Raw genomic sequence first — 12,191 nt, forward strand, 5'->3', positions numbered from 1 at the left:
GCCCTGAATCCTGCCATAACGGCATGAAGGGATCGGGCGCACCGCGTAGGGTGCGGGTATGACGGAGACTCAAGTACCGGCCCCCGCACGGGGGGACGTCGGTCCGCCGCACGGCGGAGCGGACGAGCGTTCGACGCTGGTCGCCTTCCTCGGGTACCTTCGGGAGGCGGTGGCCGCCAAGGCCGAGGGCATCGACTTCGAGCGGGCGCGGACGCCCGGGGTGGCGTCGGGCACCAGTCTGCTCGGTCTGGTGAAGCACCTGACGGCGGCGGAATTCTTCTGGTTCGCGTACGCGTTCGAGGGCGTGGACGAGCCGATGCCCGACATCGGCATGGAGGTGACCGAGGCGGACGACCCGGAGCGGCTGCTCGCCGCCTACCGGGAGGCCGGCCGGCGCTCCGACGCGATCGTGGCGGCCTGCCCGGACCTGGAGACGCTTGCCGTCCGCTCGACGCATCCCACCAAGGTCCGTCGCTCGCTGCGCTGGATCCTCGTCCACATGATCGAGGAGACGGCCCGCCACGCGGGCCACGCCGACATCCTGAGGGAGCAGGCGGACGGCGCGGTCGGACGCTGACCGGCGCCGGAAGGCCGCCCGGGGTGTCCCGGGCGGCCTTCGTGCGCGTGGGGCCCGTCAGGGCTTGGGCAGGGTGCAGCCCGCGCGGTTCAGGTCGATGACGTTGCCGGGGCCGACGCAGGGGACGATGGTGTAGGTCTGCTGGGCGTAGTTGATGCCCTGACGGACCGTCACGGTGCCGTTCTGGTCGACCTCGCACGGGTTGTTCACGGTGCAGCTCTGGCCGTCCTCGTTGCCCGTGTTGTTCACGGCGACGACCTTGCCGGTGGTCTGGTCGATCACGGGCGAGCCCGAGGTGCCGCCGATGGTGTTGCAGGAGGAGGTGTAGCGGACCGAGTCCTTCCAGGTCCAGTCGCCCTCCTTGAGGCGGTAGACGAACCCGTCGATGCTGCAGCTGTAGGTCCGCTTCCAGTAGCCGGAGACCACCGTGATGGGCGTGCCCTGGGTCGGGTGGGCGGCGTCGAGGGTCAGGGCACCGATGCCGTACTGGCTCTGGATCTGCGCGTACGTCTTGGTCAGCCGGTAGAGCGAGACGTCCGTGTCGGTCATCGTGCCGTACGCGATCCGGTCGGCGCGCAGCGTGGCGACCTTGGTGCCGGCCCCGTTCAGGAGCGAGAACGAGCGGCTGGAGCGCTGGTTCACGACGACCTCGCCGGCCGCCGGGAAGCCGGTCTCCAGGCAGTGGCCGTTGGAGAGGACGAGCGCGGGGTCGCCCGGCTGGGAGGCGGGCATGCGGACCAGGGAGCCGGAGCAGTTGCTGAGCGCGACCGTGCCGGCGAAGTCCACGGCGCCGGCCGCGGCCGTGGACTTCGCCGCCGTCTGCGTGCCGTGCGCCGCGGGGGCCGGGGTCTGCGCGACGGCGTCCCGGGGTGCGGACGCCATGGCCGGGGCCGCCGCCGCTCCCGTGAGGAGCAGCGCGAGCAGGGCACCGACGAGAGGCTTCTTCATGTGGGGGTTCCTCTCTGATGACGATGCAACCGAAGATCCTTCGATTGTCATGCGCATTCTCAAGAGGTCTCGCCCCGGCTGACAAGGGCGCGTGCCCTGTTGGCCGGAAGCGATCCCCGTCTCCGTCACAGCGGCCGGTCGTGGCCCTCCCAGTACGGGTCCCGCAAGCGCCGCTTGTAGAGCTTGCCGTTGGGGTCGCGGGGCATGTGCGCGATGAAGTCGACGGACCTGGGACGCTTGTAGCCGGCGAGGACGCGCTCGCAGTGGGCCAGGATCGCGGCGGCGAGAGCGGGTCCCGGCTCGTGGCCCTCGGCCGGTTCGACGACGGCCTTGACCTCCTCGCCCCAGTCGGCGTGCGGGATGCCGAAGGCGGCGGCGTCGGCGACGGCGGGGTGGGCGAGCAGCGCGGCCTCGATCTCGGCGGGGTAGATGTTGACGCCGCCGGAGATGATCATGTCGATCTTGCGGTCGCGGAGGAAGAGGTAGCCGTCCTCGTCGAGCACGCCGAGGTCGCCGACCGTGAAGAACTCGCCGATGCGGCCCGCCGCGGTCTTGGCCTCGTCCTTGTGGTAGCGGAAGCCACCGGTGCTCATCTTCATGTAGACGGTGCCGAGTTGCCCGGGCGGCAGGCGTTCGCCGTCGTCGTCGAAGACCGCGAGCTCGCTGATGGGCCAGGCGCGGCCGACGGTGCCGGGCTTCTTCAGCCAGTCCTCGGCGGTGGCGAAGGCGCCGCCGCCCTCGCTGGCCGCGTAGTACTCCTCGACGCAGTGGCCCCACCAGTCGATCATGGCGCGCTTGACGTGGTCGGGGCAGGGCGCGGCGCCGTGGATGGCGTGGCGCATGGAGGACACGTCGTAGCGGCCGCGGACGTCCTCGGGGAGGGCGAGCAGGCGGTGGAACTGGGTGGGCACCATGTGGGTGTGGGTGCAGCGGTGGTTGTCGATGAGCCGCAGCATCTCCTCGGGCGTCCACTTGTCCATGAGGACCAGCGGGTGGCCGATGTGCAGGGCGGCGCCGGCGAACTGGAGCACGGCCGTGTGGTAGAGCGGCGAGCAGACCAGGTGGACGTTGCCGTCGAAGGGCCTGATGCCGAAGATGCCGAGGAAGCCGCCGAGGTAGGTCTCCTCGGGGGTCCTTCCGGGCAGCGGGCGGCGGATGCCGCGGGGCCTTCCGGTGGTGCCCGAGGTGTAGTTCATGACCCAGCCGAGGGTGCGGTCGGCGGGCGGGGTGGCGGGCTGCCCGTCGAGGAGTTCGGCGTACGGGCGGAAGCCGGCGATCTCGCCGACGGCGTAGCGGTGGCTCGGCGGGAGGCCCGCCTCGTCCGCGGCGGCGGTGGCGGCCCCGGCGAAGCGCTCGTGGGCGACGAGGACCTTCGCGCCGGAGTCGGCGACGATCCAGGCGATCTCGGGGCCGACGAGGTGGTGGTTGACGGGGACGAGGTAGAACCCGGCCTGGCTGGCGGCCAGATAGGCCGTGAAGAACTCGATCCCGTTGGGAAGGACGACGGCGAAGGCGTCTCCGCGCTCCAGGCCGGCCGCGCGCAGTCCGTGGACGAGCTGGTTGACCGCCGCGTGGAGGCGGCCGGCGGACCACTGCTCTCCGTCCGGAGCGGTGATCACGGTCCGCTCCGGCTCGGCGGTGGCCTGCGCCCAGAAGCCGTTGGGACCCTGGCTCTCCTGGCTCATCCTTCGCTCCTTCCGGCGATGCGGTTGATCCGGTCGACGGCCTTCTCGAAGCCGCGGGTGAGCTCGTCGAAGACCTGCCGGACGCTGCGCTCCGTGTTCATGCGGCCCACGATCTGGCCGACCGGGGTGCCGAGCAGCGGCGTGACCTCGTACTTCTGGATCCGGGAGACCGCTTCGGCGACCAGGAGGCCCTGCAGCGGCATCGGCAGCGGGCCGGGGCCGGCCGGGTCGTCCCAGGCGTCGGTCCACTCGGTGCGCAGCTGCCGGGCGGGTTTGCCGGTGAGGGCGCGGGAGCGGACGGTGTCGCCGGAGCCGGCGGCGAGCAGCTTCTCGGTGAGCGCGCGGGAGTGGAGCTCGGCCTCGGTGGTGGTGAGCCAGAGGGAGCCGAGCCACACGCCCTGGGCGCCGAGCGCGAGCCCGGCGGCGATCTGCTCGCCGCTGCCGATGCCGCCGGCGGCGAGCACGGGCAGCGGCGCGACGGCGTCGACGACCTCGGGGGTGAGCACCATGGAGGCGATCTCGCCGGTGTGGCCGCCGGCCTCGTAGCCCTGGGCGACGACGATGTCGATGCCCGCGTCGGCGTGGTGGCGTGCGTGCCGGGCGCTGCCGGCGAGGGCGGCGACGAGCACGCCGTGCGCGTGGGCGCGGGCGACGACGTCTGCGGGCGGTGAGCCGAGGGCGTTGGCGAGCAGCTTGATGGGGTAGTCGAAGGCGACGTCGAGCTGGCCGCGGGCGACCTGTTCCATCCAGCCGGTGATCCGCCAGCCGGAGGCCTCGCCCTCGGCGAGTTCGGGGACGCCGTGCTTGGCGAGGGTGGCGCGGACGAACTCGCGGTGCCCGGCGGGGATCATCGCCTCGACGTCGGCCTCGCTCACGCCTTCGACCTTCTTCGCGGGCATGACGACGTCGAGGCCGTACGGCAGGCCGTCGGTGTGGTCCTGCATCCAGTCGAGGTCGCGGGCGAGGTCGTCGGGGGCGGTGTAGCGGACCGCGCCGAGGACGCCGAATCCGCCGGCTCTGGTGATGGCCGCGGCCACCGCGGGGAAGGGCGTGAAGCCGAAGATGGCGTGCTCGATCCCCAGTGTGCGACTCAGCTCCGTCTTCATGGGCGGCATGGTGCCGCAGCCGGTGTGCCGAGGGAAGAGATTTTCTGATGCAGTGTCAGATTCTTTGCGGTACCGCGCGCTTCCCGGATCCGCTCCGGCTCCGGTAGGAAAGTTTCAGATCTTGCCGGAGTGGCCGAAGTTTTCTTTCAGGAGCGGTGAGAGAGGGTGGGCATGACGGACGAGTCGAGGATGGGGAACCGGGGTCCGAGCCGCCGCGCGTTCGGCGGCGGTGTCCTCGCCCTGGGAGGTGCGCTGATGATCGGTACGGTGCCGGGCGCCGCGGCCGCGCCCGAACCGGGCCCCGGCGGCGGTGCGGGCGGCTCCGGCGGTGCGGACGGGGCCGGGCCTGGCTTCGGCGCCGCGCGGCGGACGACGCTGCGCCGCGGCTCCGCCGAGCGGGCGGGGCTGCTGCCCGGACACCTGGACCGGCTGGTCGCGGACGCCGAGGCGTATCTGCGCCCCTCCCCCACGCACCCGTGGTACGCGGGCGCGGTGCTGCTCGCGGGGCGCGGCGGGACCGTGGCGCTGCACCGGCCGATCGGCACGGCCGTGCGCTACGCGGCGTACGACGAGAAGACCGACACGGGCGTCGAGCTGCCGGCCGACCAGCAGATCCCGATGCGCGAGGACACCGTCTTCGACCTGGCGTCCGTCTCCAAGCTGTTCACCTCGATCCTGGCGGTGCAGCAGATCGAGCGCGGGACGCTGGTCCTGGAGGAGAAGGTCACGGCGTACCTGCCGGAGTTCGGCGGCGGCGGGAAACAGGACGTCACGGTCCGTCAGCTGCTCACCCACACCTCGGGGTTCCGGGCCTGGATCCCGCTCTACAAGGAGCCGACGCGGGAGGGGCGGCTGCGACTGCTGTGGAACGAGGTGCCGGCGAACCCGCCCGGCACCGTCTACCTCTACTCCGACCTCAACCTGATCACGCTTCAGCTGATCCTGGAGGAGATCACCGGTCACCCTCTGGATCACCTGCTCCGGACCGAGATCACCGCTCCGCTCGGGATGCACCGCACGCGTTTCAATCCCCCGCTCTCGTGGCGCCGGGGCATCGCCGCCACCGAGGACGCCCGCAAGCCCTGGTCCGGGCTCGACCGCGGCATGGTGTGGGGCGAGGTGCACGACGAGAACGCGTACGCCATGGGCGGCGTCGCCGGTCACGCCGGCGTCTTCGCCGACGCCTGGGACCTCGCCGTCCTGGCCCGCACCCTGCTCAACGGCGGGGCCTACGGCGACGCCCGCATCCTCTCCCCCGCCTCCGTGGAGCTGATGTTCACCGACTTCAACACCGCCTTCCCCGGCGACGAGCACGGCCTCGGCTTCGAGCTCTACCAGCACTGGTACATGGGCGCGATGGCCACCCCGCGCACGGCCGGCCACACCGGTTTCACCGGCACCAGCCTGGTGCTCGACCCGACCACCGACGCGTTCCTGATCGTGCTCGGCAACTCCGTCCACCCGGTACGGAGCTGGCGCTCCGGCTCCGCGCCCCGGGTCGCCGCCGCCGACGCCCTGGCCCGCGCCGTACCGGTCCGCCCGGCCCGGGGCCGCACCGCGTGGTTCTCCGGCATGGCGAACGCGACGACCGCGACCCTCACCCTGCCGGAGGTCCCGGGGGCCGCCCGCCTCGAGTGCGCCCTGTGGTGGGACACCGAGCCGGGAACGGACGGCGCGGTTTTGGAGGCCTCGGCGGACGGCGGCGCGCACTGGGCACCGGTCCCGTTCACCACCACCGCGCGCGGTGACGGACCGCCGAGCCGCCAGGAGCACCCCACCGGCGCGGTCGGCGGCTGGTCGGGCCGCGCGTGGTACGGGCTCCGCGCCGACCTGCCCGTAGGGGCGGCCGCGCCCGTACGGCTGCGCTGGCGGTACACCACCGACCGGCGCTACGTCGGCCGCGGGGTGTACGTGGACGCCGTCCGCCTCCTGGACCCGGCGGGCCGGCCCCTCTTCGACGAGGCCCGCCCAGCCGACCGGGCCCGCATCGAGGCGGTGGGCTGGACGGCCTCGCCGGACTAGGAACCGTCCCCCGCGGAACACCGGGCCACTACACGACGGGCGTGTTCGGCGCGGGCCAGTGCCGGCGCTCGGGGATCAGCCGGCGCAGGATCCACAGGCCGGCACGCAACTTCCAGTCTCCGGGGGTGCGGATCTCGGAGATGAGCGCGGCGGTGCTCCTGCCGATCGACCGGGCCGCCTCCTCGGCCGCGTCCGGGTCCAGGAGCCGGTCGCAGTTGAACCAGGCCAGGCCCCGGGCGACCCGGATCCCGTAGTTGGTCAGCAGTTCGTCGCTCCGGGTGAACAGCTGGTCCAGGGACCGGAGTCCGTGGATGTAGCGGTCGGCCAGGTCGTCCTGGACCTTGTCGATGCAGGACCCGAGCACGTCGTTCATGCGGTGGAAATCGGCGATGCGGCCGCGGTCGCCCGTGGCCTCCGCCATGCGGCGCAACGCACCCGGCAGGTCGTAGGAGATGTGCGCCATCATCGAGAAGAGCACGTCTTCCAGCGTGTAGGAGCGCCGGACGCACGACGCGGCGAAGACGTCCCGCCACGGCGGGGGGATCGAGTCCGGCAGATCACCGGGCCGGACCTCGCCCACCGAGCCACCGGGCCGTCCCGCCAGCCAGGCGTCGATGCCGTCCATCGCGCCGAAGTAGGCCGATGCGAGCGTCTCGCACAGCTCGGCCACCCACGGCGGGTCCTTGAACCCGGGCGTGCCCGTGTCCAGGGCCGTGGCGAGCGTCGTCGTGAGGCGGAAGTAGGTGTAGGCGAACGCGGCCCGGCGGTCCTGGGCGGCGTCGTACTGCCGGACCCGGTCGGCGAGCAGTCCGGCGACCAGGGCGACCTTCTCGGCGGGCAGCATGGGCTCGGCGGTCACGGGAGCGTGGTCCTGTCGCCCGCTACGCCGGCCCGCCGACGCGGCGGGTCTCCTCGGTCGCCCTGCCCCAGTCGCACAGCAGTTCCGCGAAGAGGGTCTGGCGGTCGGGTGCGACCCGGTAGTTCGCGATCCAGAGGGCTCCGAGCAGCGGCATGCGGTAGGTCGCGGCCACGCCTCCGTCACTGATCTCCGCGGAGTAGGTGAAGTTCCGCGTGAGCAGGCCGGGCACGGGGCCGAGCCGCTCCTTGGCGCGCACGGTGACTCCGGTGCCGTTGCTCTCCAGTACGTACTGCTCGTCCAGGAGGTACAGCGTCACGCCGAACTTGGAGATCGTGAGCACGTTGTCGGCCTGGCCGAACTCGCCCTCGTCCGGCTTCGCCACGATCACCGAGTGCTGTCGCGCCGGGCCCACGAGCAGCTCGACGAGGTGCATGGCGATCGCGAGAAGTTTGTGCGTCACCCCGACGCCGCTGCGGAGGAGACGACGCCAGGAGGTGATGCGGAACGTGGCCTTCCCCTGCCAGGTGCCGGCCCCGATGTCGAAGTAGTAGACGTGATTGGGTGCGCTCGTGCGGTTTCGGGGGACGCCCCCGTGCTCCGTTGTCACGGTGCGTAGCCTATCATCACGCTCCGTGAGTGGCGTGGTGGCGGCTCGTCGGCTCGGGTCGAGCTCACCCGGCGCCGGTCACGCCGCCGCCCGTGACCGGCTGCCCGCGTCCGCCTCCACTTCGGCGAGGAAGGCCCCGACCACTCGGCGATAGTGTTCGGGCTCCTCCGCCGAGGGCATGTGGGAGCTCTCCTCGAACAGCACCCAGGCGGCCCCCGGAACGGCCTCGACCAGGTCCCTGACCAGGGCGGGCGTCGCCACGTCGTGGCGGCCCGAGGTGACGAGCACGGGAAGGTCGATCTCGCCGAGCCGGGCGGTGACGTCCCAGTCCTTCAGACTGCCGGTGAGGTTCCACTCGGCGCCGCCCCACAGCGCCTCGTACACCTCCCGGTTGATGCTCGTGAAGGAGCGCACCAGGTGCGGCGGCCACGGGTCGAGGCGGCAGAGGTAGCGCGCGTAGAAGGCGAGCGCGGCGTCCTGGTACTCCGGGTCGTCGGTGGTGCCGGCGGCCTCGTGGCGGTCGAGGACCTCGCGTACCGCGGCGGGCAGGGACTCCTTCAGACGCAGGGTCTCGGCCTGGTAGGCGGGGGCGTCGGCGACGGGACCGGCGAGGACCAGACTCAGCAGACCCGGCGGCCGGGTGAGCACGTACTCCAGGGCCAGCTGGCTGCCCCAGGAGTGCCCGAGGAGATGCACGGGATCGAGGTGGAGCGCCTCGCGGACGGCCGCGAGCTCGTCGACGAAGGTGTCGAGCGTCCACAGCGACGGGTCGTCGGGGTGGTCGGACCTGCCGCAGCCGAGCTGGTCGTAGAAGACGACCGGACGGCCGGTCTCCCTGGTGAGGCCGGCGAGGTCGTCGAGGTAGTCGTGCGGGCAGCCGGGGCCGCCGTTGACGACGAGCAGCGGCACCTGCCCGCCGGGCGTCCGGGCGCCGACGACGCGGTACCAGGTGCGGTGACCGCGGAACGGCACGGTTCCTTCGGTGACGGACATGACCCCGCCTCCTCGTCTCGGCGGCACCCTTCCATCATGCGTCCCGCGAAGCGCCGCCGTGTGCCGCCCCGGCCCCCGGCCGTGGCCCCGGGCACGCGGTGGCCTCAGCCGGCCGGCTGGGCGGCCTCCCGCAGTGCGGCGAGGACCGGCTGGATCAGCGGGTGGTCCTCGCCGCCGCGCCGTACCGCGGCGAAGACGCGGCGGGTGGGGGCGACGCCGTCGACCGGGCGGACCACCACGCCGGTGAGGTCGGTGCCGCGCAGGGCGGAGCGGGGTACGAGGGCCACGCCCGCGCCGGCGCCGGCCAGGGCGACGACGGCCCGGAAGTCGTCGGAGACGTGCTCCATGCGGGGCGCGAAGCCCGCGTACTCGCAGGCGAGGACCGTCACGTCGTGGCAGGGGTTGCCCGTGGACTGTCCGATCCAGGGGTCCTTGGCGAGGTCGGCGAGCGCGATCCGCTCCCGCCCGGCGAGCGCGTGGTCCGGTGGCAGGACCGCGTCGAACGGCTCCGCGTAGAGCGGCAACCGGGTCAGGCGGGCGTCGTCCTCGCCGGGCGCCCCGCGGTACTCGACGGCCACGGCCACGTCGACCTGCCGGTCCAGGACCATCAGCAGGCTCTCGTCACCCTCCGCGTCCTGGACGCGGACGCGGATGCCCGGCGCGGTACGGGCGAGCGAGCCGATGGCGGGCGCCACGACGAGGCCGATGCCGGTGGCGAAGGCCGCCACCGTCACCGTGCCGGCCTCGCCCGAGCCGTACGCGGCGAGCTCGGCCTCGGCCCGTTCCAACTGGGCGAGGACGGCGTTGGCGTGGCTCAGCAGGATCTCCCCTGCCGGGGTGAGCCTGGCACCGCGCGCGCTCCGCTCCACCAGGCGGTGGCCGGTCTCCTGCTCCAGGGCGGCGAGCTGCTGCGAGACGGCGGAGGGTGTGAGGTAGAGCGCGGCGGCAGCCGCCGTGACGGTGCGGTGGTCGGCCACCGCCCGGAGGATGTGCAGCCGCCGCGCTTCGATCATGCCCCTAGTCTCGCAGGGCGGCGCGCGCGTCGACGAACGCGTCCACGGCCCGGTTGACGTCCTCCGTGGAGTGGGCGGCGGACAGCTGCACGCGGATGCGGGCCTGGCCCTGCGGCACGACCGGGTACGAGAAGCCGATCACGTACACGCCGCGCTCCAGGAGCAGCTCGGCCATGCGTCCGGCCTCGGCGGCGTCCCCGATCATGACGGGGGCGATCGCGTGGTCGCCGGGGAGGATGTCGAAGCCCTCCTCGGTCATCCGGCGGCGGAACAGCTCGGTGTTGGCGTTGAGCCGCTCGCGCAGGTCACCGGCCGACTCGAGCAGGTCGAGGACCTTGAGGGAGGCGGCGGCGATCACCGGGGCGAGGGTGTTGGAGAACAGGTACGGGCGCGAGCGCTGGCGCAGCAGCGCGACGATCTCGGCGCGGGCCGCGACGTAACCGCCGGAAGCGCCGCCGAGGGCCTTGCCGAGGGTGCCGGTGATGATGTCCACGCGGTCCATGACGCCGTGCAGCTCGGGGGTGCCGCGGCCGCCGGGGCCGACGAAGCCGACGGCGTGCGAGTCGTCGACCATGACCATGGCGTCGTAGCGCTCGGCCAGGTCGCAGATCTCGTCGAGCGGCGCGACGTAGCCGTCCATGGAGAAGACGCCGTCGGTGACGATCAGCTTGCGCCGGGCGCCGCCCTCGGTGGCCTCCTTCAGCTGCTGCTCCAGGTCGGCCATGTCGCGGTTGGCGTAGCGGAAGCGGCGGGCCTTGGACAGGCGGATGCCGTCGATGATGGAGGCGTGGTTGAGGGCGTCGGAGATGACCGCGTCCTCGGCGCCGAGCAGGGTCTCGAACACGCCGCCGTTGGCGTCGAAGCAGGAGGAGTAGAGGATCGTGTCCTCCTGGCCGAGGAAGCGCGAGATGCGCGCCTCGAGCTCCTTGTGGACCTCCTGGGTGCCGCAGATGAAGCGGACCGAGGCCATGCCGTAGCCCCAGCGGTCGAGCGCCTCGTGGGCGGCGGCGACGACCTCGGGGTGGTCGGCGAGGCCGAGGTAGTTGTTGGCGCAGAAGTTCAGCACCTCGCCGGGGCGGCCCCCCGCGGTGACGGCGACGGTGGCCGACTGGGGCGTGCCGATGACGCGCTCGGGCTTGTGGAGCCCGGCCTCGCGGATCTCGTCGAGGGTGGCGCGGATGTCGTCGCGTACGGAATCGAACATGAAGGAAGCTCCTGGGGTTCGGACGGTCCGGAGGGGGGTCAGGCGGTCCAGTCGAGGATGACCTTGCCGCCCTTGCCGGAGGCGGCGTCGTCGAAGGCGGCCTCGAAGTCCCGGTAGTCGTAGCGGCCGGTGATCACCGGCGACAGGTCGAGTCCGCCCTCCAGGAGCACGGACATGGCGTACCAGGTCTCGAACATCTCGCGGCCGTAGATGCCCTTGATGGTGATCATCGAGGTGACGATCTTCGCCCAGTCGACGGAGAAGTCCTCGCTGGGCAGGCCGAGCATGGCGATCTTGCCGCCGTTGGTCATGTTGGCGACCATGTCCCGCATCGCGTGCGGGTTGCCGGACATCTCCAGGCCGACGTCGAAGCCCTCCTTGAGGCCGAGGGTGCGCTGGCCCTCGGCGATGGTGCTGTCCGCGACGTTCAGCGCGAGCGAGACGCCGATCTTGCGGGCGAGCGCCAGGCGCTCCTCGCTGACGTCGGTGACGACGACGTTGCGGGCACCGGCGTGCTTGGCGACGGCGGCGGCCATGATGCCGATCGGGCCCGCGCCGGTGACCAGGACGTCCTCGCCGACCAGCGGGAAGGACAGCGCGGTGTGCACGGCGTTGCCGAAGGGGTCGAAGATCGCGGCGACGTCGAGGTCGACCGGCACCCGGTGCACCCAGACGTTGGAGGCGGGCAGCACGACGTACTCGGCGAAGGCGCCGTCGCGGCCGACGCCGAGGCCGACGGTGGCGCGGCACAGGTGGCGGCGGCCGGCCAGACAGTTGCGGCACTTGCCGCAGACCAGGTGGCCCTCGCCGCTGACCAGGTCGCCGACCTGGATGTCGGCGACGTCGCGGCCGGTCTCGACGACCTCGCCGACGAACTCGTGGCCGAGGGTCAGCGGGGTGGCGATGGTCTTCTGCGCCCAGCCGTCCCAGGAGCGGATGTGCAGGTCGGTGCCGCAGATACCGGTCCGCTTCACCTTGATCAGGACGTCACCGGGACCGGCCTCCGGCTCGGGGACGTCCGTCAGCCAGAGTCCCGGCTCCGCCTTGTGCTTGACCAGTGCCTTCAATGTCACGGCTCCCGACGTGCGCGTCCTGTGATGTACCGGTTCCGGGCACGTCGACGCGCCCAAGATCCCTGGAAGGAAATCTTCCGTGCGTCGGGGGCCGTGGTCCATCG

General features: G+C 72.4%; 11 protein-coding genes. 2 read left to right on the forward strand and 9 right to left on the reverse strand.

Features of this window, described 5'->3' with window-relative positions; all coding sequences use genetic code 11:
• Positions 1-58 precede the first annotated feature (58 nt).
• A complete protein-coding gene (locus tag ACFWJO_RS02920; RefSeq protein ID WP_386863058.1) occupies positions 59-577 on the forward strand; it encodes a DinB family protein in 519 nt (172 codons plus the stop codon).
• Between the two features lie 57 nt (positions 578-634).
• On the opposite strand, the gene ACFWJO_RS02925 is transcribed toward ACFWJO_RS02920, so the two are convergent.
• The 3 genes from ACFWJO_RS02925 to ACFWJO_RS02935 all read right to left on the reverse strand — a co-directional run bounded on the left by ACFWJO_RS02925 (position 635) and on the right by ACFWJO_RS02935 (position 4,316).
• Positions 635-1,525: a serine protease gene (locus ACFWJO_RS02925; RefSeq protein WP_386863059.1), complete on the reverse strand. Its 891-nt coding sequence runs from the start codon at positions 1,523-1,525 to the stop codon at positions 635-637.
• Between the two features lie 125 nt (positions 1,526-1,650).
• Positions 1,651-3,210: an acyl-CoA synthetase gene (locus ACFWJO_RS02930; RefSeq protein WP_386863060.1), complete on the reverse strand. Its 1,560-nt coding sequence runs from the start codon at positions 3,208-3,210 to the stop codon at positions 1,651-1,653.
• Positions 3,207-4,316: an NAD(P)H-dependent flavin oxidoreductase gene (locus ACFWJO_RS02935; protein ID WP_386863061.1), complete on the reverse strand. Its 1,110-nt coding sequence runs from the start codon at positions 4,314-4,316 to the stop codon at positions 3,207-3,209. The genes ACFWJO_RS02930 and ACFWJO_RS02935 overlap by 4 nt, the downstream gene beginning before the upstream one ends.
• Before the next feature lie 171 nt (positions 4,317-4,487).
• On the opposite strand from ACFWJO_RS02935, the gene ACFWJO_RS02940 reads away from it, so the two are divergent.
• Positions 4,488-6,338 (forward strand): serine hydrolase, encoded by a 1,851-nt coding sequence (locus ACFWJO_RS02940; RefSeq protein ID WP_386863062.1) that lies wholly within the window; start codon positions 4,488-4,490, stop codon positions 6,336-6,338.
• A 28-nt stretch (positions 6,339-6,366) separates the two neighbouring features.
• Here the strand turns inward: ACFWJO_RS02940 and ACFWJO_RS02945 are convergent, their stop codons facing one another.
• From ACFWJO_RS02945 to tdh, 6 genes are all read right to left on the reverse strand, one after another.
• Positions 6,367-7,197 (reverse strand): DUF5995 family protein, encoded by an 831-nt coding sequence (locus ACFWJO_RS02945; protein WP_386863063.1) that lies wholly within the window; start codon positions 7,195-7,197, stop codon positions 6,367-6,369.
• 22 nt (positions 7,198-7,219) lie between these two features.
• Positions 7,220-7,804 carry a hypothetical protein gene (locus tag ACFWJO_RS02950; protein WP_386863064.1) on the reverse strand — a complete coding sequence of 195 codons (585 nt, stop codon included), beginning with the start codon at positions 7,802-7,804 and terminating at the stop codon, positions 7,220-7,222.
• Positions 7,805-7,882: 78 nt separating this feature from the next.
• Entirely contained in the window at positions 7,883-8,797 is a 915-nt protein-coding gene (locus tag ACFWJO_RS02955; RefSeq protein ID WP_386863065.1) for a proline iminopeptidase-family hydrolase, read from the reverse strand.
• A 104-nt stretch (positions 8,798-8,901) separates the two neighbouring features.
• Positions 8,902-9,810 carry a LysR family transcriptional regulator gene (locus ACFWJO_RS02960; protein ID WP_386863066.1) on the reverse strand — a complete coding sequence of 303 codons (909 nt, stop codon included), beginning with the start codon at positions 9,808-9,810 and terminating at the stop codon, positions 8,902-8,904.
• 4 nt (positions 9,811-9,814) lie between these two features.
• A complete protein-coding gene (locus ACFWJO_RS02965) occupies positions 9,815-11,014 on the reverse strand; it encodes a glycine C-acetyltransferase (protein WP_384418243.1) in 1,200 nt (399 codons plus the stop codon).
• Between the two features lie 38 nt (positions 11,015-11,052).
• The gene (gene tdh, locus ACFWJO_RS02970) at positions 11,053-12,081 is read right to left on the reverse strand and encodes an L-threonine 3-dehydrogenase (RefSeq protein ID WP_386863102.1); all 1,029 of its coding nucleotides are present in this window, start codon (positions 12,079-12,081) and stop codon (positions 11,053-11,055) included.
• Positions 12,082-12,191: the final 110 nt, after the last annotated feature.

Source organism: Streptomyces sp. NPDC127092 (assembly GCF_042722475.1).
GTDB lineage: Bacteria > Actinomycetota > Actinomycetes > Streptomycetales > Streptomycetaceae > Streptomyces.

Excerpts from the sequence above, each read along its gene's own strand:
- ACFWJO_RS02965 (WP_384418243.1), bottom strand. The coding sequence starts at position 11,014 with ATGTTCGATTCCGTACGCGACGACATCCGCGCCACCCTCGACGAGATC.
- ACFWJO_RS02920 (WP_386863058.1), top strand. The coding sequence starts at position 59 with ATGACGGAGACTCAAGTACCGGCCCCCGCACGGGGGGACGTCGGTCCG.
- ACFWJO_RS02925 (WP_386863059.1), bottom strand. The coding sequence starts at position 1,525 with ATGAAGAAGCCTCTCGTCGGTGCCCTGCTCGCGCTGCTCCTCACGGGA.
- ACFWJO_RS02955 (WP_386863065.1), bottom strand. The coding sequence starts at position 8,797 with ATGTCCGTCACCGAAGGAACCGTGCCGTTCCGCGGTCACCGCACCTGG.
- ACFWJO_RS02940 (WP_386863062.1), top strand. The coding sequence starts at position 4,488 with ATGACGGACGAGTCGAGGATGGGGAACCGGGGTCCGAGCCGCCGCGCG.
- ACFWJO_RS02960 (WP_386863066.1), bottom strand. The coding sequence starts at position 9,810 with ATGATCGAAGCGCGGCGGCTGCACATCCTCCGGGCGGTGGCCGACCAC.
- ACFWJO_RS02930 (WP_386863060.1), bottom strand. The coding sequence starts at position 3,210 with ATGAGCCAGGAGAGCCAGGGTCCCAACGGCTTCTGGGCGCAGGCCACC.
- ACFWJO_RS02935 (WP_386863061.1), bottom strand. The coding sequence starts at position 4,316 with ATGAAGACGGAGCTGAGTCGCACACTGGGGATCGAGCACGCCATCTTC.